The sequence below is a fragment of the Litchfieldella anticariensis FP35 = DSM 16096 genome (assembly GCF_000409775.1).
GTDB lineage: Bacteria > Pseudomonadota > Gammaproteobacteria > Pseudomonadales > Halomonadaceae > Litchfieldella > Litchfieldella anticariensis.
Window position 1 is genome coordinate 196156 of record NZ_KE332391.1, and the last position, 20749, is coordinate 216904.

At 57.6% G+C, this 20749-nt stretch carries 15 protein-coding genes and 1 pseudogene; 8 read left to right on the forward strand and 8 right to left on the reverse strand.

What is annotated here, in order from left to right; all coding sequences use genetic code 11:
• Positions 1-20: 20 nt before the first annotated feature.
• Together L861_RS13330 and L861_RS13335 are read right to left on the reverse strand one after the other, a co-directional pair.
• Positions 21-1739, reverse strand: a complete 1719-nt coding sequence (locus tag L861_RS13330; RefSeq protein WP_016417552.1) for a formate--tetrahydrofolate ligase — start codon at positions 1737-1739, stop codon at positions 21-23.
• 153 nt (positions 1740-1892) lie between these two features.
• Positions 1893-2606, reverse strand: a complete 714-nt coding sequence (locus L861_RS13335) for a DUF3581 domain-containing protein (protein ID WP_016417553.1) — start codon at positions 2604-2606, stop codon at positions 1893-1895.
• A gap of 264 nt (positions 2607-2870) precedes the next feature.
• Here L861_RS13335 and nhaD point away from each other — a divergent pair, with 264 nt between their 5' ends.
• Positions 2871-4328 (forward strand): sodium:proton antiporter NhaD, encoded by a 1458-nt coding sequence (gene nhaD, locus L861_RS13340; RefSeq protein WP_021029193.1) that lies wholly within the window; start codon positions 2871-2873, stop codon positions 4326-4328.
• Positions 4329-4400: 72 nt separating this feature from the next.
• Here the strand turns inward: nhaD and L861_RS25060 are convergent.
• Positions 4401-5453 (reverse strand): annotated as a pseudogene (locus tag L861_RS25060) (DUF3541 domain-containing protein); the annotation flags it as partial.
• A gap of 452 nt (positions 5454-5905) precedes the next feature.
• Here L861_RS25060 and L861_RS13350 point away from each other — a divergent pair.
• From L861_RS13350 to L861_RS13365, 4 genes are all read left to right on the forward strand, one after another.
• Positions 5906-6355, forward strand: a complete 450-nt coding sequence (locus tag L861_RS13350) for a type 2 periplasmic-binding domain-containing protein (RefSeq protein WP_021029194.1) — start codon at positions 5906-5908, stop codon at positions 6353-6355.
• On the forward strand, positions 6324-7535 hold the full coding sequence (locus tag L861_RS13355; RefSeq protein ID WP_169513692.1) for a putative porin: 1212 nt from the start codon (positions 6324-6326) through the stop codon (positions 7533-7535). The genes L861_RS13350 and L861_RS13355 overlap by 32 nt, the downstream gene beginning before the upstream one ends.
• Positions 7536-7567: 32 nt before the next feature.
• Positions 7568-10390, forward strand: a complete 2823-nt coding sequence (locus L861_RS13360) for a bifunctional diguanylate cyclase/phosphodiesterase (protein ID WP_021029195.1) — start codon at positions 7568-7570, stop codon at positions 10388-10390.
• 107 nt (positions 10391-10497) lie between these two features.
• Positions 10498-11247, forward strand: a complete 750-nt coding sequence (locus L861_RS13365) for a PEP-CTERM/exosortase system-associated acyltransferase (RefSeq protein ID WP_016417560.1) — start codon at positions 10498-10500, stop codon at positions 11245-11247.
• A gap of 64 nt (positions 11248-11311) precedes the next feature.
• Here the strand turns inward: L861_RS13365 and L861_RS13370 are convergent, their stop codons facing one another.
• Positions 11312-12709, reverse strand: a complete 1398-nt coding sequence (locus tag L861_RS13370; RefSeq protein ID WP_016417561.1) for an amidase — start codon at positions 12707-12709, stop codon at positions 11312-11314.
• Between the two features lie 91 nt (positions 12710-12800).
• On the reverse strand, positions 12801-13508 hold the full coding sequence (gene nanR, locus L861_RS13375) for a transcriptional regulator NanR (protein WP_016417562.1): 708 nt from the start codon (positions 13506-13508) through the stop codon (positions 12801-12803).
• A 182-nt stretch (positions 13509-13690) separates the two neighbouring features.
• Between nanR and L861_RS13380 the strand changes: the two genes are divergently transcribed.
• From L861_RS13380 to L861_RS13390, 3 genes are read left to right on the forward strand one after another with little or no spacing between them, the layout of a single operon-like run.
• Entirely contained in the window at positions 13691-14518 is an 828-nt protein-coding gene (locus L861_RS13380) for a phosphogluconate dehydrogenase C-terminal domain-containing protein (protein ID WP_016417563.1), read from the forward strand.
• 9 nt (positions 14519-14527) lie between these two features.
• Complete coding sequence (locus L861_RS13385; RefSeq protein ID WP_016417564.1) at positions 14528-15793, forward strand: ribulose-bisphosphate carboxylase large subunit family protein; 1266 nt, start codon at positions 14528-14530, stop codon at positions 15791-15793.
• Positions 15793-17130, forward strand: coding sequence for a four-carbon acid sugar kinase family protein (locus tag L861_RS13390; protein ID WP_016417565.1), 1338 nt, complete (start codon positions 15793-15795; stop codon positions 17128-17130). The genes L861_RS13385 and L861_RS13390 overlap by 1 nt, the downstream gene beginning before the upstream one ends.
• On the opposite strand, the gene L861_RS13395 is transcribed toward L861_RS13390, so the two are convergent.
• The 3 genes from L861_RS13395 to L861_RS13405 form a co-directional block, all read right to left on the reverse strand.
• Positions 17127-18008 (reverse strand): NAD(P)-dependent oxidoreductase, encoded by an 882-nt coding sequence (locus L861_RS13395; protein WP_016417566.1) that lies wholly within the window; start codon positions 18006-18008, stop codon positions 17127-17129. The genes L861_RS13390 and L861_RS13395 overlap by 4 nt on opposite strands.
• An 82-nt stretch (positions 18009-18090) precedes the next feature.
• Positions 18091-19167: a tartrate dehydrogenase gene (locus tag L861_RS13400; RefSeq protein ID WP_016417567.1), complete on the reverse strand. Its 1077-nt coding sequence runs from the start codon at positions 19165-19167 to the stop codon at positions 18091-18093.
• A gap of 114 nt (positions 19168-19281) precedes the next feature.
• Positions 19282-20742 carry an aldehyde dehydrogenase family protein gene (locus L861_RS13405; RefSeq protein WP_016417568.1) on the reverse strand — a complete coding sequence of 487 codons (1461 nt, stop codon included), beginning with the start codon at positions 20740-20742 and terminating at the stop codon, positions 19282-19284.
• Between the last annotated feature and the right edge of the window lie 7 nt (positions 20743-20749).

Consider the following 20749-nt stretch of genomic DNA (forward strand, 5'->3'; position numbering starts at 1 on the left):
AATGTCCCAGCCTTGGCGTTTTAGGTCAGGCCGACGACATGCCCTTTCTCATCCAGTCCCATGCGCATGGCCGCAGGCTGTCGTGGCAATCCCGGCATGGTCATGATGTCGCCGCAGACAGCCACCACGAAACCAGCCCCGGCCGAGAGTCGTGCTTCACGCACGTCCAAGCGGTGTCCATCGGGAGCTCCCCGCACATTGGGGTCACAGGAAAAGCTGTACTGGGTCTTGGCAATGCAAACCGGCAGGTCGCCGTAGCCCATATCCTCGAAGGCCTGGAGCTGGCGGGCGGCAGCTGGATGCAGAGCGATATCGGCAGCACCATAGAACTCGGTCGCCACCGTGCGGATCTTGTCAGCCAATGGCAGCATATCGGGGTACAAACATCTGATATGAGGTGCTGGAGTGGTATTCAGTTGCTCGTTCAATGCCTCTGCCAACGCCATGGCTCCTGCTCCGCCGCGAGCCCAATGCGATGTCTCCACCGCCTGGACGCCAAGGCCGGCGCACAGCGATGCCACCAGATCAATCTCTTCCCGTGAGTCAGAGGCGAAGGAGTTGATGGCCACGATCGGCGATAGGCCAAAGTGCTGCAGGTTGCTCACATGGCGGCGTAAGTTGTCGAACCCCAGTCGTACGGCTTCAGGGTCCGGTATATCCCAAGTCGTCTTGTCGGCACCGCCATGAAAACGTAAGGCACGCAGAGTACAGACCAGCACCGCCGCATCGGGAGATAGCCCAGATTGCCGACACTTGATATCGATGAACTTCTCTGCGCCTAGATCCGCACCGAAGCCGGCTTCGGTGACGACGATATCGTTCAGCGCCAATGCGGCCTGTGTCGCCATCACTGAACTGCAGCCATGGGCAATATTGCCGAATGGGCCGCCATGGATGAAGGCCAGATTATGTTCCAGGCTCTGTACCAGGTTGGGTTGCAGCGCATCCTTGAGCAGTACGGCCATGGCACCGGCAGCTTCCAGATCGTTGGCAGTGACTGGTGTCCCGTCACGACGATAGGCGATGATGATCCGCCCCAAGCGGCTTTCCAGATCCTCCAAGTCCCGAGCCAGACACAGGATCGCCATGATCTCCGACGCCACGGTAATGTCGAAGCCATCTTCGCGCGGCACACCATGAGCCGCACCGCCAAGCCCAATGGTGATATGGCGCAGTGCGCGATCATTGATATCTATCGCTCGCTTCCAGACGATCTGATGCGGATCGATATCCAGCGCGTTGCTCCAGTGCAGGTGGTTGTCGACCAGAGCGGCGAGCAGATTGTGTGCCGCGGTAATCGCATGGAAGTCACCATTGAAATGCAGGTTGATGTCTTCCATGGGTACCACTTGAGCCCGGCCACCACCAGCCGCACCTCCCTTCATGCCGAAACATGGCCCCAGAGAGGGCTCCCGAAGGCATGTAGCCGTCTGCAGTCCCAGACGATTGAAGGCATCCCCCAATCCCACGCTGGTGGTGGTCTTACCTTCACCGGCCGGGGTGGGGCTGATGGCCGTGACCAGTATCAACTTGCCCTTGGGGCGCTCAGCCAGAGATGCCAGATAATCGAGTGACAGCTTGGCCTTGTAATGACCGTAAGGGATCAGGGCGTGTGCAGGAACACCAAGGCGTTCCTCGGCCAATGACAAGATCGGCCGCATCGGTGTGGCCCGTGCGATCTCGATATCCGGAGTGCCGGGTGCCAAGGCCTCGACCAGCGGTGTGAGAGAGGTATTCATGGTCCACCATCCACGGCGCTGCGGTGTGTCGGAATCGGCGCATTACATAGAAGATGATGTCAGCATGCGTCTCTCCCACACTGCCGGCATATTCTTGGGCGACACTGGACATTCCAAAACCGGCATTCGGCCAATGGTTTAGGCCTCTTTCCTTCATACCGTTGCTTCAAAGGCCGCCTTTAGACGATAGAACTCCTCGACGATAGCCTCCATGGCGACAGCGTCATAGTCTCGCAAGCCGCTCACCACCAGTTTCTTGGAGCCACTGCCGATGATCTCTCCCCGGGAGGTCAGACGAAACTCGAGGAGCGCATCACCACGCTTGCCGGTCACCGTCAAGGAAGAGCTTGCCAGCTCGAGACCGGGATCTGGAGCATCCAGCCGGTCCAGGGCGAACCCCATGCTATCGTAGATCACCAACGGCCGTTGAGGATTGAACATGACGCCCTGCTGTTCCATCAGCGGTTTCAAATAATGAGGGAAATTCTTGCCTGAAAACGCGACATAGCGGCGAGTAAAGGCTTCCACCACTGCCATGTCATGGGTGAGCTCACCGTCACGTTCAACCTCGAGATAGACCTTCCCCGCCGTATCCACTACCTGGACACCACCGCCGGCCCGCTCACGAAAGTCGAGAGGTACATCGGCCCCCACCATGCTCAGAAAGCGAAAGCTCATACGCTGCGACAGCCCGAAACGAGCTAGCACCAAGGCAAACAACAAATCACCAGGCACGCAAAAGCGACGCGCATCCGGGTTGTGGATCGGGTTGTAGTCACCGGCAATCCGTTTGGCAAAGCGGCTGGCCTGCTCTGCGGAGATTCGAACCCGCCCTTCGATGAGCGAGTGAAATTCATCAAGAAACATGCGTTATCTGCCTGCGCATTGAGTAAGGACTATCGTTGATGTTTTTTGCCTTGCCATATTTCAAAGCGTAGATGATGCCACAAGAAGCCCAATAACCAAGGGCGAAAGGTCGGGCACCATCTACGACGTTTGCACTAGTCGAGTATACCCAAATGCCGATATTGCACTGAAACGCCTCATGTTATCATCTCGTGCTTAATTATTACCCCGGCGACATCGAATAGACGCAACCTCGAATCGACGCAACATCGGACAAACACCACCATGGCTCAACGGATCGCTTGCTGGCTCTCCCTCCTTACCTTGCTCTCCTTCGCACTCCTCCTCAGTCCAGGAGCCCACGCAGTAACCGGTGAACTCGACATGACCGGCTCCACGGTCGGAATGTTCGCTCTTGCCATCTTCGCGTTCGCTTACCTGCTGGTGATGGGCGAGGAAAAATTGCATATGCGCAAGTCCAAGCCAGTGCTGGTGGCCGCCGGTATCATCTGGGCGCTGATAGGTTGGGTCTATGTCAACGCCGGAATGCCTGACGACGCCGAACATGCCTTTCGCGAAACCTTGCTGGAATTTACCGAGTTGATGCTATTCCTGCTGGTAGCGATGACGTATATCAATGCCATGGACGAGCGGCGGGTCTTCGATGCATTGCGTGCCTGGATGCTCGAGCGTGGCTTCAGCTATCGCAGTCTGTTCTGGATCACCGGTTCCCTGGCCTTCGTCATTTCCCCAGTGGCCGACAACCTGACCACGGCACTGTTGATGTGTGCGGTGGTCACCAAGGTGGCCGAAGGCGATCACCGCTTCATCAACCTGAGTTGCGTAAATATCGTCGTTGCTGCCAATGCTGGCGGCGCTTTCAGCCCCTTCGGCGACATTACCACCCTGATGGTATGGCAGGCCGGGCTGATCGAGTTCTATGAGTTCTTCGAGCTGTTCGTGCCTTCACTGGTCAATTTCCTGGTGCCGGCCGTCGCGATGAGCCTGTTCGTCAAGAAACACAAACCCCAGGCACATCATGAGCATGTGGAACTCAAGCGCGGCGCCCGACGCATCATCGTTCTGTTCTTGCTCACCGTAGCCAGTGCCGTTGCCTGCCACACCCTGCTGCATCTACCACCGGTCCTGGGCATGATGACCGGCCTGGGCTACCTGCAATTCTTCGGCTACTATCTGCGCCGCACCCTGGCCCGCTCCCTTGCACGCAAACGCGATATCGCGGTACGTCGTGGCGACCAGAAGGCGTTGGAGCGGCTAGGCAGCGTGGTTCCCTTCGATATCTTCAACCGTATCGCCCGTGCCGAGTGGGACACACTACTGTTCTTCTATGGTGTGGTGATGTGTGTCGGAGGGCTGGGTTTCATGGGCTATCTGGCAATGCTCTCGGAGGTGCTTTATACCCAGTGGGACGCCACCAGCGCCAATGTGATCCTGGGTCTGATGTCGGCGGTAATCGACAATATCCCGGTGATGTTCGCTGTGTTGACCATGCAACCCGAGATGTCACATGGCCACTGGCTGCTGATTACCCTGACGGCCGGCGTCGGCGGCAGTTTGTTGTCGATTGGCTCCGCGGCAGGCGTCGCAGTGATGGGGCAGGCGCGCGGCTCCTATACCTTCATGGGTCACCTCAAGTGGGCACCAATGATTCTGCTGGGCTATGTCGCCAGCATTCTGGTCCATCTGTGGTTGAATGCCGGAAGCTTCGCCGTCTACAACTGAGAACGGAACCCCGTGGCTAGCCCTATACGCTTTTTCCGATGGGTTGGCCACCATGTCGAGTACCGACAGATCTGGTCCAGAGTGCAAATGCTCGGGCCAGTTCAGCAGCATGATAGCCAGCACGTTGCGATGCTCCCCCTTGACGAGATCGGTGCTTCCGTTGGGTGAAGGAATCATCCGGCTTGCCGGATCATAGGCACGCACAAGAGAAGCCTCGATCCTTGCAATGGCAGGATGATCACGTTTTCCGGCCAATAGGAAACTGATCCCGACCTCGGTATAGATGTCCTCGGTGGTGTCATTGAGAATGCGCGTCAGGCCATTCTCGAATCCTTTCAGGATCCAGGCAAATTCCTGCGCATTCACGGGGTGTTGATAATAACGGCTGGCGGCGATCACGAAGTGGGTCATGCCATAGATCTTGTTACGATACTCCTCGTCGGACAGCATGCCATCACGCTCGTGAGGATATTGGGCACGAAAGGCCGCGTTGACCTCGTCGCGCAAGTCTTCGATACCCAATTGATGCAGGAAATGAACGATATTCGCCACCTGAGCGGCATAGATTGCCATGACGCCAGGGTCGGTCAGGAAAGTGGCAAAATCCACCGTTTCCAGATAGTCCAGAGCGTGCTCATGAGCCGTCATGCCTGGAGTGTCCAGCAACCGGTAGTACTCAAGTTGAGTCAGGCGAAACAACAGGTTGCGGGCGAAGGTAATCTCTCCCCACTTCGCGAGCATCCGCTTGCGTGCGCGTTGCTTGGCGGTACGCGTGGGATAGGCAGCCACCATTTCCCGACTACGCGACGTTGCATATCCCGGCTGCGCCAAGCCTTCGATATCATCATGCAAGCCAAGGATCAGGTGACGTGCATAGTTTTGATTAAGCGTCAGATACTTGGTATCACCAGTGATACGATAGAGCCGCTGGGCATAGTGACGCTGTTTGGACAGAGGGAGGGAAAATAGCTCGGCCTCGTAACGTGCCTGGATATCGTCCGCGATATCCAGCGGGGACGCCGGCGACGTTGTCGTTGTACAAGCATTCAACCAAAGGGAAACGCCAAGCAAGATGATGGTCCATACCGCTCGCCGGCACATCGAATCGCGGTGTTGTCCTGGCATCAGCGCCTCCTTGCGGCAAGGCCATATCGTGGCAGAGGAATACCTGGCTCTGTATCAGCCAGTCAACCGTCAGCCAAACTCGCCACTCACCCAAGCAACGATTCAACGCTGCCCTACTGAAGAGTGCCAAAGCCCGATATGCCAAAAAAGAAAAAAACACATTAAACTTAGCTAGTTACCATCTTGCCTACTAACAATGCCCACTCTGCTGAGGAATGCGATAAGCTGAGGCATGTCATCCCAACGAATGATGAGGTCGGATGCGTAGACTCTAGCAGGTTGCAGCCCTTGAGTAATATGCGATGGTTAATACATTCGGCTCAAAAAAATTCAAGCGATCCAGCATTAATGGGGACTAGCCGACACAATGACATGTCATAGCAGAAAGTGTGGTTGCTACGCAGGCACGCGCCCTCGCCAGATGACGTTACCTTGCCTGGAAGAGGACCAGCGTGATAGCTAGAAGCCATCTTCGGACATCCTTCACCATACTGGTCACGGTATGGCTGATCACGCTGTCTCGGCTCACCATTGCCAGCGAAACGGACATCGTTTTGGTGGTCCACCCCAGTGTCCAGACGCAATCGGTCACACGGGACACCGCCAGAGCGATCTTCGCCATGCGCCAGCGAACCTGGCCCAACGGCCAGGCCATCCATGTCGTGGTGTTACCCAACCGACACCCTATACACGAGCGATTTACCAAGGAGGTGCTGGGCGTCTATCCCCACCAACTCCAACTTTCCTGGGACCGTCTGGTGTTCTCCGGTACCGGCCAGGCTCCTGACCAAGTATCGACACCCAGTGACATGTTGGAACATATCGCGACGACACCCGGTGCGGTTGGATACATTGAACGAGGTTATCTAGATGAGCGTGTCCAAGTCCTGCCCGTGGAATAGGGCCAGCACGAGCCTGCTACCGTTGCTGTTGATGGTCGGCCTGCTTCGTCCCGCCAGTGCGAACGAGGTGATGGATACGCTGCAGGTTCATGGATTTCTCAGCCAAGCCCTGGTCATCACCGACGAGAACAACTTCTTCGGCCCCAGCAGCGAAGATGGCGGCAGTCTGCAATTCACCGAGATAGGGGCCAATGCCTCCCTTCGCCCTCATGAGGATATATTGCTTGCGGCTCAAGTGATCAGTCGGCGTGCCGGTGGTGACAGAGACGACATGGAGCCCAAGTTGGACCACGGCGTGATCGACTACCAAGCGTTTTCGGATTCGACAACGCGTTTCGGTACCCAAATCGGCCGATTCAAGAACCCTTTCGGCTTCTATAACCAGACCCGCGACATTGCCTTTACCCGGCCCAGCATCCTGCTTCCCCAGTCGATCTATTTCGATCGCACTCGCTCGTTGGGGTTGGCTGCCGATGGCGTGGCCATTTATGGCGAGAAACGCCTCCCGATAGGAACCTTTCGTGCACAAGTCGGTGCCGGAAAACCTCAAGTCGGTGATGATGTTGCAAGGACGCTTTCCCTGGATACCCAACCGGGAACGCTGGACGGCGATATGTCTTATATTGGCCAACTGCTCTATGAACACAGCGATGGGCAATTTATTGCCGCCCTGAGTGCAGCACAGGTCAATGCCACATTCGAATCTTCCGATCCACTATGGAATGGAGGCCAGATGCGCTTCCAACCATGGGTATTATCGCTTCAATACAACGAGGAGTACTGGAGCCTGACGGCGGAATATGCCCTGCGTAGAACTTCTCTAAACGAATTCCGTATCCCCCAGGCCAATGGCAGTGTCACCGGAGAAAGCTGGTATCTGCAATACACACGGCGATTCAGCCGCGATTGGCAATGGCTGTTACGCTACGATGTACTGATCACTGATCGTGATGACCGCTCCGGTCGTCAATTCGAAGAAACAGGAGCAGGACCGGCACATGCCCGCTTCGCCAAGGACCTGACATTGGGCTTGCAATGGAATGTTCATCCGCGCGTGCTTCTTGCAGCGGAATATCACTATGTTGAGGGTACAGGATGGCTATCCAGCCAAGACAACCCCGATCCGAACACTGAGAAGTACTGGAACATGCTACTGTTCCAAGCGTCCTGGCGCTTCTAGGTGTTCAATATACGCATGGGGACTTGCCAGCCATGACTGCAGTGACGAGACAGCCCATATTGAGCCTGAAATGGCGAGCTTTTGCTGTTACCAGCTTGCTGTTGTTGGGGCTCGCCTCGTTGCTGACGTTTCTCAGCCACCAGAACCTGACGCAGCAACTCGACAGTAACCGAACCCTGAATTACGAACGACATCTCAGGGAAATCCAGCAGATCCTTCAAGACTCATCCGATAGCCTGCGCTTGCTGGCAGGTGTCGTGGCCTCCTCAGCGGAGCTCAGCGAAGCGCTCGTGGCTCAGAATGGCGGGGGGATCGCCAATGCACTCGACACCCAATGGCCCACGCTGCAACTCGACGCTGGCCTTGATGAGGTGATCGTCTACGATGCCACTCGCCAGACTTACCATAGGTGGGGAAGCAACGTGAATGACGATCGACGTCCTCTCGACGAATGGGTCGAGACAGTGTTGCAGAACGAGATACCACTACTCACCATGCGCTGTGTCAGGACATGTCACCAGTATGCGGCCGTTCCTATACTCGTCGAAGGGGAAAGCGTGGGTGTCGTGCTAATCTCTCGTTCGCTTGCCGACGTCATGCGCAATGTGCAGCATATCTCAGGTAGCAATCTGGCACTGTTCATTTCGGGCGATATTCCAAGGGAAAATATCAATCCTGAACGCCAAATCTCCGACTGGGGTGGTTGGCTAGTGGCTATCACACAGGCAGAACGAAGCCTGCCTGTTTTCCGCGAAGCATCGGCAAGTCTGCCACTATCTCACTTGGTGCGCGCTCCCCAACAGGTCACATATGAAAATCGTTATTATGAAGTGGCTGCTATCGATATCGAACAGGATAGCAACCAGGCACAACATGCCTTTTTCCTGCTGAAGACTGATATTACCGAACAGGTTCAGGCCATTGCCGAGAACACCCGCACCATCCTGATGTATGCGTTGGGTGGCTGGTTGGCTGCCGAGTTATTGTTACTAGGCATTCTGTGGGGCCCCATGGCAAGACTGCGCCGCCTGGCTCAAGTCCTCCCGGCATTGGCCAGCGGCAAATACGGTTTGGTACGTCAAACCATCATACCGCCGACAAGGCGCTTGCAGGATGAGATCGATATCCTCGATGGTACGACGCTTGGTCTTACCGACCAGCTCGAGTTCCTGCATGAAGAAGTCGAAGCCCGGCAACAGGAGCTGGCAACACGTCTTCAGGAATTGAAAAGCGAGCGAGACTTCATCGGCAGCTTGCTGGACACAGCCCAAGTCTTCATCCTGACACAAGATCCTCATGGTCGTATCACCATGTTCAACCGCTATGCGGAATTGGCCATGGGATCGGCGGGTTCTTTGCTGGGACTGCGGTTCGACGACATCTTCAAACGAGCTCCATACGATTCGCTGGCACATAGCACTTCGTCACAGGATGAAAGAACGCTCCAAGTCAACGGCGAAGAGCAGCGTACTACCATCTGGTACCACACTCCCTTGCCCAGTCGCGACACACAATCTCCCTCCTTCATCTCGGTCGGTCTCGATATCACCGAACGCAAACAGGCAGAAGAGCGACTTGCCTGGTTAGCGCATCGCGATCCCTTGACGAACCTGTACAATCGACGCTTCTTTGAAGATGCCGTCAGGTCATCGCTCAGCAATGATTCTCATGGCGCGATTCTATTCCTGGACTTGGACCAGTTCCGAGATGTCAATGAACTCAGTGGCCACCACGTAGGTGATCAGTTATTGCGTCTTGTCGGCGATGTCTTGCACTCAGCCTTCACGGACAGATGCATCGTGACGCGGCTCGGGGGCGACGAATTCGCGTTGTTACTGGAAAGCTACTCCGAACCCCAGGCCATCGAAGTGGCCGATCGTATCGAGTATCTCCTGAAAGATATCAGCCTTTCGGTCGGTGGTCGCCGACATCGTGCGATCGCCAGTATCGGCATTGCCATGTACCCACTGCATGGCGACACCCCAGCCAAGGTCATGGCCAGTGCCGATTTTGCCATGTACCAAGCCAAGAGCAAAAGCGGTCAACGCTGGCATTTGTTATCGGTCACGGCCAGCCGAAAGGAAGAACTGAAACAGCGCGTTTATTGGGTAGAGCGATTACGAGATGCGCTCGACAACGATAGTTTCGTGCTCATGGCGCAACCCATCGTATGCCTGGAGGATAACAGCATCAGCCATTATGAGGTTCTCGTTCGGCTTCGTGGCGAAGATGGTCAACTCGTGACACCAGGCAACTTCATCCCCGTGGCCGAGCGGAGTGGTCAGATCGTGGCCTTGGACCGTTGGGTATTGAAACACAGCTTGATGGCATTGAAGCAGTTACAGCAGCGAGGCATTCATCTTGCCGTCAATCTGAGTGGCCCTTCGTTACATGACGAGAACCTGAAGAGCTTTCTCGAGCAAGAGCTTGCCAATAGCGGTGCCTGGCCGGACTACCTGATTCTCGAGGTGACCGAAACGGCTGCCGTAACGGATTTTGCCACCGCACAACAGATACTGAAAACCATTCGTGGGCTGGGCTGTCAGGTAGCACTGGATGATTTTGGTGCTGGTTTCAGTAGCTTTCACTATCTGGCACAACTTCCAGCCGACTTCATCAAGATTGATGGCTCTTTCATTCGTAAACTTCTCGACAGTCAGGAGGATCAAATGATCGTCAGGGCCATTGCTGATATTGCAGCCGGCTTCGGCAAAAAGAGCATTGCCGAGTTTGTCGAGAGAAAGGAAATCCTTGCCGTACTCCAAGAGTTTGGAATCAACTATGCTCAAGGATATTATCTAGGTTCTCCCACACCTATGACGGAGCTTCTCTCCTCGACGCCAACCTCTACGTGAAAATGGCCTCATCCATTTATTGAACGATCAGGGCAAGGAACAGCACAACAAAAAGAAAAATGTGACCCTGAAACCACATATTTTCAGAATAATGCAAGGGAACTATTTTGAATATCTTCAACTTATTTTCCGACCACTTCCGATTTCGTATTGCACTATCCGAGAAAGAGAGAAGCTTGGCCTTCAAGGTACGTTATGATGTCTTTTTGCGCGAGCTTCATTACACGACCCTGAAAGAAGACCCGGTCACACAGCAAGAAAAAGATGTTTATGACGAAAAGGCGTTGCTTTGTCTTCTAGAGCACCGCCATAGCAAGACGATTGCTGGCTGCATACGCGTGGTAATACCTCATGAAGGTGCTCCTCCCCCTTTGGAACAGTTGCCTATAGAATACTACTGTGGCCATAGTTTGAACCACCATGTTCTTCATCCTGCCAAATTTCCCAAACAACAAATTTGTGAGGTCTCTAGACTAGCCGTTCCGGGCCGTTTTCGACGGCGAGCAGGAAACGGTGACACCGCTTCCGAAGCGCTAGATGACATCGCTTTCACACCTGAGGAGAGACGCACCTTTCCCTTGATTGGCGTTAGTTTTTTCCTCGCCGCTACTGCCTTGATCGGATTCATGGAACGCCCTCATGTTTTTGCCATGATGGAACCTCGTTTTGCGCGATTGCTGACATTGTCCGGCCTGCGATTTCAACAGATCGGAGAAATGATGAATTATCACGGACCTCGGGCCGCTTATTATATTGACCAGCGCCAGGCCGTCAGCGACCTATCTCCTCACTTAAGAGAGCTTTACCACCACATAGAAAGTGAGTTGGTGAGTCAGTATCGACAAACAAGTATCTAAGCATGCGCTGACCTGAGGCGAGCTTTGCTTTCTTACCTGATCGGGCCAAGCCTTTTAGAGTCCATCAGTGCTCAGCAGGCGGCAATGGCCAGCACGATGGCGGACCACGCCAGGTCTCATATGCCTTGGCCAGTTGCAGCACCAACCGATCGGCAAAGCGTGGGGCGACGATCTGTACCCCAATCGGCATGCCGGAATCGTTGAAGGCCGCATTCAGCGATATCGCTGGCTGTTCGCCCATGTTCCACGGCACGGTATAGACGATATGCTCGAAAGGGCGTTGAGGATCGTTGACCGGAGATGCCCAGTCGGCCGGGAACTCGACATTAGGGGTAGTCGGCGACAATACCGCATCGACTTCGTCGAATACCGCCTCGGTGGCTCGGCGTATGTTCATGGTCTGTTGGAAGCCACGCATCACTTCTATCCCACTTAGACGTGCGCCGTCATCTGCCCATGCCAAGATCACCGGCAGTACCCGGGCACGTTCCTCGGGGGCCAATAACTCAAGCTCGTTCCACTGGCGAACTCTCCAGAAACGATCCAACCCATCGAGCATCTCACGCGTCATGACCGGCTCCAGAGACACCAAGGTGGCCCCTGCCGCTTCGAACTGCCTGGCTGCAGCCTCGACACCAGAGCGAATCTCCTCATCCAGCGGCAGGCCACATCCCGCTTCCATCATCACGCCAAGGCGCATGCCGCTGACATCGCAATCGAGATCCTGCCAGTCGATCTTCTCTGGGGGCAGGCGCATGGCATCACGGCGGTCGGTGCGTGACAAGGTCGACATCATCAGCGCAGCGTCATCGACACAACGTGTCATGGGGCCGGAGCAGCGCCCGACGTAATATGGATCGATGGGGATGCGCCCCAGGGTCGGTTTGAAGCCAACGACGCCACACCATGCCGCCGGCAGACGAATGGAGCCGCCTATATCCGTGCCCACATGTAGAGGGCCGTAACCGGCGGCGGCAGCCGCTGCCGCCCCCGAGCTCGAACCGCCGGGATTGCAGTCGAGATTCCAAGGATTTCGGGTCAGTCCATGAAAGGAAGAGAGTCCCGACGAGAGCATGCCGTAATCGGGGCAGGTGGTCTTGGCCACCAGCAACGCACCATCTTCATTCAGGCGTGCGGCTGGTGGTGCATCCTCCATGGCAGGCGGATGCTCGCCAGCAAGGGTGCCATGCGGCACGGGTAAACCTTGCGTGGCAATCAACTCCTTGAGGGTGACAGGTACTCCGTCCAACATACCCACCGGTTCGCCGCGAGCCCAACGCCGAGAAGACGCCTGTGCCGCCTCCCGCAATGCCTCGGGGCGATACGCGTAAAGCGCATTGAGATGAGGTTCCCAGCGTTCGATATGTGCTATCAACGCCTCAACATATTCCGAGGGGGAAAGTGTCTTGCGTCGGTAGGCCTCGAGCAGTTGCGTCGCGGTGAGTGTCAGGCAGTCGTCCATGAAGCACCTTTAGCCAGATGATGGAGCACATGACCTTTAGCATGATACTTGCTGGAGATAGTCGCCATGACGATTGCTGCAGCACGACGCTTCAAGTCAGGTTGTAGAGTCGGCGAGCCCGGTCAAGGTGGGCGCGCATCTCGTTAGTCGCCAATGCTTCGTCATGCACCCTGATGGCAGAGAGAATTCGCTCGTGCTCCTCCAAGGTGAGATGCTCATTGCCTTTCCAATGCAGCAATGAGGCATGAAAGTTGGCCAGCCAGTCGAGCATGGCGCGGCTCACCGCGGCGAAGATCGGGTTGCCGGTAATTTCAGCAATCGCGGCATGGAAGGCCATGTCAGTCTTGATGAACGCCTGCGCATCACGGTTCAACTCGGCGCGCTGCTGTTCCAGCAACCCTTCCAATGTGGCGATATCCACATCGCTGGCCATGCGCGCGGCGCGAGCTACCATTCCCACTTCGAAGAAAGCCCGAGCCTCCTTCAGATGTTCCAGCGACTGTGGCGAGCTGGAAAGCATGTGCATGGCGGTCAGCTCGATCTGCGACAGCACGCCCGACGCGGTAGGCATGATCACTTTAGGGCGTTGCCCATGCTGTATCGACACCAGGCCAAGCCGTTCCAACGCCTGAGTTGCCTCGCGGATGGCCGGACGACCGACCCCAAAGAGTTCCATCAACTCGCGCTCTGAAGGCAAGCTCTCACCAGGGGCATATTCTCCATTGAGCAGCTTGGCATAAAGCCGATCGAAGACCTCGTCAGCTAGCTTGCGACGGGGGATTTTCAAGGCATCACTCATGATAACGGGTCTCGGGACAAGGATCGACAGGGTCGCAGCATACCCAGGTGAGCACGAAAAGGTGATGTCACTGCGACCAAAGTTGTGTTTGACATAATGGTCTCGTTATCATGTCATCATACCAGTTGAACAACAAAGTTTCCCATAGCCGACTCACTTCCTTCGAAGGTGGAGATGAACAAATGATCACAATTGCGTTGATCGGTGCCGGCGGCAAGATGGGCTATCGCCTGTCCCGCAACCTCAAGGGTTCGAACTTTTCGGTGAAGCACGTCGAAGTCAGTGAACAGGGGCGAGCCCGTCTCAAGGAGGAGTTGGAGATCGAATGTCTCGATGTCGAGCGAGCCGTGCCCGGTGCAGACGTCGTCATTCTGGCGGTACCGGACACTCTGGTCGGGAAAATCTCTCACCAGCTCTCACCGATGATGGAGTCCGGCACCATGGTCATCACGTTGGATGCGGCGGCACCCTTCGCCGGACACCTACCGGCACGTGATGACCTGACCTATTTCGTCACTCATCCTTGCCACCCGTCGATCTTCAACGACGAGACAGAGATGGAGGCCAAGAAAGATTTCTTCGGCGGCTATAAAGCCACCCAGCATATCGTCAGCGCGCTGATGCAAGGCCCTGAGGAGAGCTACGCGCTCGGCGAGGAAATCGCGCGCACTATCTACGCACCAGTGGGCCGTTCCCATCGCGTCAGCGTCGATGAGATGGCACTACTCGAACCCGGGCTGTCCGAGACGGTGTGCGCCACCCTTTTGGCGGTGATGCGCGAGGCCATGGACGAGGTCGTCAGCCGCGGCGTGTCACAGCAATGCGCCCGCGACTTCCTGCTCGGCCATATGAACATCCTGGGCGCGGTGATCTTCGACGAGCAGCCTGGTGCCTTCTCGGATGCCTGCAACAAGGCGATCGAAAACGGCAAGCCGCTGCTGATGCGCGACGACTGGAAGCGCGTGTTCGAGCGCGAAGAAATCGCCGAAAGCATCCGCCGCATCACCTGAAGGTGCACCATGAGCGAGCGCATCTACGCCACCTATTTCATCGAGACGCCCTATCCCGTCGATCGAGCCGCCGAGGTGATGGCCGGCGAGCAATCCTCGGGTACCTTCACCCGCCTGGCCAATGAGACGGACCAACTGCGCGCCAACCACGGTGCCATCGTCGAGCGTATCGAGCCACTGGAAAGTGTCGATGCTCCCTCGCTGCCTATGCGCCCCCTGCAAGGGGGCGGCGACTCACCACGCTATCAGCGTGCCAACGTCACTCTCTCCTGGCCGATTGCCAATCTCGGCCCGTCACTTCCCAACCTCATGTCGACCATTGCCGGCAACCTCTTCGAGCTCAAGGAGTTTTCAGCGCTCAAGCTCCTCGACCTGACGCTGCCGATGAGTTTCGCCAAGGCTTATCCGGGCCCCCAGTTCGCCATCGAAGGTACCCGACAGTTGACCGGCATTGCCGACCGCCCACTGATCGGTACCATCATCAAACCCAGTGTTGGCCTCTCGCCACAACAGACTGCCGAGGTGGTAGAGCAACTGGTCGAAGGCGGTATCGATTTCATCAAGGACGATGAGTTGCAGGCCAACGGACCTCACAACCCGCTCAAGGCGCGGGTCGACGCGGTCATGCCGGTCATCAATGCCCATGCCGAACGCACTGGGCGCAAGGTCATGTATGCCTTCAACATCACCGGCGACATCGACGAAATGCGCGATCACCACGACTACGTGGCCAAAGCCGGTGGTAGCTGCGTGATGGTCGCCGTCAACAGCGTCGGGCTTTCCGGCGTGACACATCTACGCCGTCATTGCCGGTTGGCATTGCACGGCCACCGTGCCGGCTGGGGCCTGTACAGCCGCTCGCCGTACATCGGCATGAGCTTCATCGCCTATCAGAAACTGTGGCGCCTGGCAGGCGTGGATCACATCCACGTCAATGGTCTGCGCAACAAGTTCAGCGAACCCGATGACAGTGTGATCGCCAGCGCCCGAGGCTGCCTGACCCCGATGTTCGAGCCACCAGCACCGGGATGTGAGGTGATGCCGGTATTCTCCTCGGGCCAGACCGCCCTGCAGGCCGTCGATACCTACCGAACCATCGGCAGCACCGACCTGATCTTCTGCGCCGGTGGCGGCATCATGGCCCACCCTGGCGGCATTGGCGCGGGAGTGCGTAGCCTGCGTCAAGCTTGGGACGCGGCCGTTCAAGGCGTGAGGCTGGAGGATTACGCCACCGAACATCACGAACTTGCCCAGGCGCTGGAGGCCTTTCGCTGATGGCAACCAATACGCCACTGATGACCTACTACGGTGATGACCTGACCGGCTCGACGGATGTCATGGAAGCCCTGAGTAGCCATGGCGTACCGACGGTGCTGTTCACCGCCATTCCTGATGCGTCCCAACTGGCACGCTTCGCCGACTGTCGAGCCTTCGGTCTGGCCGGCACCAGCCGCAGCGAATCGCCCGCCTGGATGATTGATCACCTGACGCCCGCCCTTAAGTGGCTGCGTTCGCTGGATGCCGATTTCTGCCACTACAAGACCTGCTCCACCTTCGACAGCGCCCCCGAAGTCGGCAGCATTGGCCGCGCATTGGAAATCGGGCGCGACTTGTATGCTCAGCCCTGCGTGCCACTGGTGGTCGGTGCGCCCCAACTGCGCCGCTACACCGCCTTCGGCCATCTTTTCGCCGCCGCCCAAGGCAAAGTGCATCGCATCGATCGCCATCCGATCATGTCACGTCACCCGGTCACGCCCATGCACGAGGCCGACCTTCGCCGTCATCTGAGCCATCAGACTGCACTCGATATCGGTCTGGTGGACCTGATATCACTGACGGCGAACGACATCGATGCATGGGTCGACGATTGGCAGCATCAACACGAAGCACTGCTTTATGATGTGCTCGACCACGCCAGCCAGACGGCGGTGGGACGTCAGCTTTGGCGCACTCGCCGGCCGGAAGGCAACTTCGTGGTCGGTTCCTCGGGGGTCGAGTACGCCCTGCTCCAGGAATGGCGTCGTCAGGAGCTGATCGGCGCCCCGCCGGTTTTCAAGAATCCCGGGGCCATGGAGCGCATCGCCGTGGTCTCCGGCAGTTGCTCCGAGACCACCGCACAGCAAATCCGTTGGGCCCAGGAAAACGGCTTCCGCACCATTGGCATCGAGGCAAGCCGCCTGGCCAATGAAGACACAGCCGAAAGCGCACGCAAAGAGTCGACTGAGCAAGCCTTGGCAGCTCTTCGCGACGGCCAAAGCGTCATTCTGTATACGGCGCTCGGCCCCGACTCCTCCGGCCGGCAACTCGACTCGGAACAGGCCCGGCATGGCATCGGCCGCGGACTGGGGCAAATCCTGCGTGAACTGGTCGTTCAAGAAGGGCTGCGCCGGGTCGTGGTCGCCGGCGGCGACACCTCAAGCCATGCCCTACATCAGTTGGGCATCCATGCCCTCACCACTTGCCTGCCGCTGCTGGAAACGCCGGGCTCGCCGCTATGCATCGCACACAGCGACAACCCAGTCTTCGATGGGCTCGAAATCGCCTTCAAGGGTGGGCAGATCGGCACGGACGCCTATTTCGGCAAGATTCGTGACGCCGATTCAAGTGGCTAATCATGTTCCAGAATCTTGATCAGTTCAGGCACCAGCCGCTCGCTATGCCCTTGTTCGTTTATCTCGCGATAGAGCGCCTCGATGGACTCGGCCACAGGATGCGATGCGCCCACGTCCCGGGCCATGGCGTTGTAATAGCCAACGTCCTTGAGAGTATTGGCAAGGCTAAAGCGGAAACCCGAGGGGTCTTCGGCAACGATGAACGGCCGCAGGCGCTCCAGCACCACTCCACCGCCCCCTCCATTACCCAGTACCTCCAGGAAGACGTCATCGGCAATCCCTGCACGCCGTGAGGCAGCCGTGGCCTCGGACAACACCGCCGTGAAGCCCAGCGACACATAGTTGTGTAGCAGCTTGAGCTTGTGACCGGAGCCCACTGGGCCACCATGGGTGATGTGCTCGGAGAAGCTCTCCAGCAACGATCGGATATCACTAAACAACTCATCGGAAGCACCGACGATCAAGTTCAACCGTCCTTCGGCGGCCTCCTTGGGAGTACGTGTCATCGCGGCATCCATGAAGCGTCCGCCAGCGGCGGCGACCTTCTCGGCAATGGCTTCGGTCGAGCTGGGAATCGCCGTGGAGCAGTCGACGACAGTGGTACCGGGCCGCAATCCTTCGAGTACACCATCCGGCTCGAACAGCACACTTTCCACCTGGGGCGTACCGGTCACGCACAGAATCACCACGTCGGAGCCCTCGGCAACCTCGCGGCCAGTCAGTTTGCGTACCGCCCCAGCCTCTAGCAGATCGTCAACGGGCTGGTTGCCCGGGTGATCGAGAAAGCTCAGTTCATGACCTGCGCGCAGCAGGCTCGAAGCAATACCGTGGCCCATCAGCCCCACACCGATCATCCCGACACGATATGTCTTGCTCATCTCGTCTCTCCTCCCAATGGGTAAGCGTTCCTTTCTAAACACCCAGCAGTGGTTGGCACCGGGCAAACCCAGCCCTTCTGCCTCAGGCTCCGCCCAACACCCCGGCGATGGCCCGCCCCAGGGTCTCGGTGGTGCCGGTGCCTTGCAGGTCCGGGGTGATCACGCTCATGTCGCTGCGTTCCAGCACCGCTTCGATAGCATTGACGATTGCCTCGCCCGCCTCGACCTCCCCTAGATGCTCCAACATCATCGCCCCGCACCAGATCTGGCCGATGGGATTGGCAACACCTTTGCCTGCGATGTCCGGGGCACTACCATGCACCGGCTCGAACAGGCTGGGGTATTCCCGCGTGGGGTTGATGTTGCCGGAGGGTGCAATGCCGATGGTGCCGGTACATGCGGGCCCCAGGTCGGAGAGGATATCGCCGAACAGGTTGCTGGCCACCACCACATCGAACCAGTCGGGATGCAGCACAAAGTTCGCGGTCAGGATGTCGATGTGGTACTGATCGACCTCGATGTCAGGGTAGTTGGCCTTCATCGCCTTGACCCGTTCGTTCCAATACGGCATCGAGATCGACAAACCGTTGGATTTGGTCGCCGAGGTCAGCTTCTTTCTGGGGCGTGACTGGGCCAGTTCGAAGGCGTATTTCAGCACCCGGTCGACACCGGTCCGCGTCATGATGGTCTCCTGCAGCACCACTTCGCGGTCGGTGCCCTCGAACGCTCGCCCGCCCAAGCGGGAGTACTCACCTTCGGTGTTTTCACGCACCACCAGGAAGTCGATATCTCCCGGAACTCGTCCCTTCAGCGGGCTCTCGATACCCGGCATCAACCGACACGGGCGTAGGTTGACGTACTGATCGAAGGCACGGCGGAACTTGAGCAGCGAACCCCATGCCGAGACGTGATCGGGGACGGTGTCGGGCCAGCCCACCGCGCCAAAGAAGATGGCATCGAATTTCGACAGAATCTCGTACCAGTCATCCGGCAACATGTCGCCGTGTTCCATGTAGTAGGCGCAACTGGCGAAGTCGAAATGCTCGAACTCCAGCGGCAAATCGAAGCGTTTCGCTGCCGCCTCCAGTACACGAAGCCCTTCGGGTACGACTTCCAGGCCAATTCCATCACCCGGCAATACGGCAATCTTGTAGGTCATATTCTTACTCCGGTAAGCGTCTTCCACGCGCACAGCCACCCTGCTCACAGGGCCTTTTCCTGCAAGATTCAAGTCGTTCTTGAAACTGAAAAAGTTGGCGAGCGAGGCCTATTTTCAGTCGTGACGGATAGCCACGGTTTTCAGCTGGGTATAACTCTTGAGTCCCTCGAAACCTTTCTCGCGACCGTGACCGGAGCGGCCAACACCGCCGAATGGCAACTCGATACCCCCTGCCGCACCGTAGTTGTTGATGAACACCTGACCGCTGCGAATGCGCTTAGCCAAGCGCAACTGACGCCCGCCATCGTTCGTCCAGATGCCGGCACACAGACCGAAGTCGGTCGAGTTCGCCAGGCGCACGGCGTCTGCTTCATCCTCGAAACGCTGTACCGCCAGCACGGGGCCGAACAGCTCTTCGCAGGCCACATAGTGGCCCTCGGGAATGTCGACCAACACCTGAGGCACCACGAAGTGCCCGCCAGAGGGGGCGCTATCGGCGAGGCTCCCCGAAGCCGCCACACGAATACCGTCGGCTTGGGCCTCTGCCAATCGATCCTCGAGTTTGGCTCGCTGACGGGCATTGATCAGCGCTCCGCAGTCCGGATCGTTCTCACCGGCGTCGCAACGCAGCTCGGAGAAACGCTGGGTGAGGCGCGACAACACTTCGTCGTAGCAGGACGACTCGACCAGCAACCGACTACCCGCCGAGCAGGTCTGGCCGGCGTTCTGGATGATGCCGCGCACCACGGCTGCCAATGCGGCATCCAGATCGGCATCAGCGAACACCACCTGCGGCGACTTGCCACCCAGTTCCATGGTCACGGGCACATGATTGGCTGCCGCCGACTGGGTGACCAAGGTACCGGTCGCCGGTGAGCCGGTGAACGACAGGTGATTGATGAACGGATGTGCCGCCAATGCCGCGCCCGCCTCTTTGCCAAGGCCGGGAATGACGTTGAGCACACCGGGCGGCAGGCCACATTGCGTCGCAATGCGAGCCAGGTGCAGCACACTCAGGCAAGCGTCCTCGGCTGGCTTGAGCACTACTGTGTTGCCAGCCGCCAGTGCCGCGGCGACACAACGGCCGAATATCTGAGACGGATAATTCCAAGGGATGATCTGCGCACAAACGCCGAACGGTTCGCGCAAAGTCATCACCGAGTATCCATTCTCGAAGGGAATGGTTTCGCCATGCAGTTTGTCGGCGGCACCGGCATAGAAGCGGAAGTATCGCGCGCAGACCGCAATATCGCCCTTGGCTTGACTCATCGGTTTGCCAGTATCGGCACATTCCAGGGCGGACAACGTCTCGGCATCGGCATCGATCGCCGCAGCGAAGGTATACAGCCATTCGCCGCGTTGACGCGCCGACCAACGATTCCAGTCACCAAGTTGGCCGTCGAATGCCTGGCGCGCCGCCATGACGGCATCCTCGACATGTTCCGCCTCGCAACGGGCGATTTCAGCCAACGGCTCGCCAGTGGCAGGCGCCTCGACACTCAGTGAGTAAGGTGTAGGCACCCACTCGCCGCCGATCAGGGCCGCACTGGGGGGTGTGACGGGTAAGCGACTCATAGGGTTC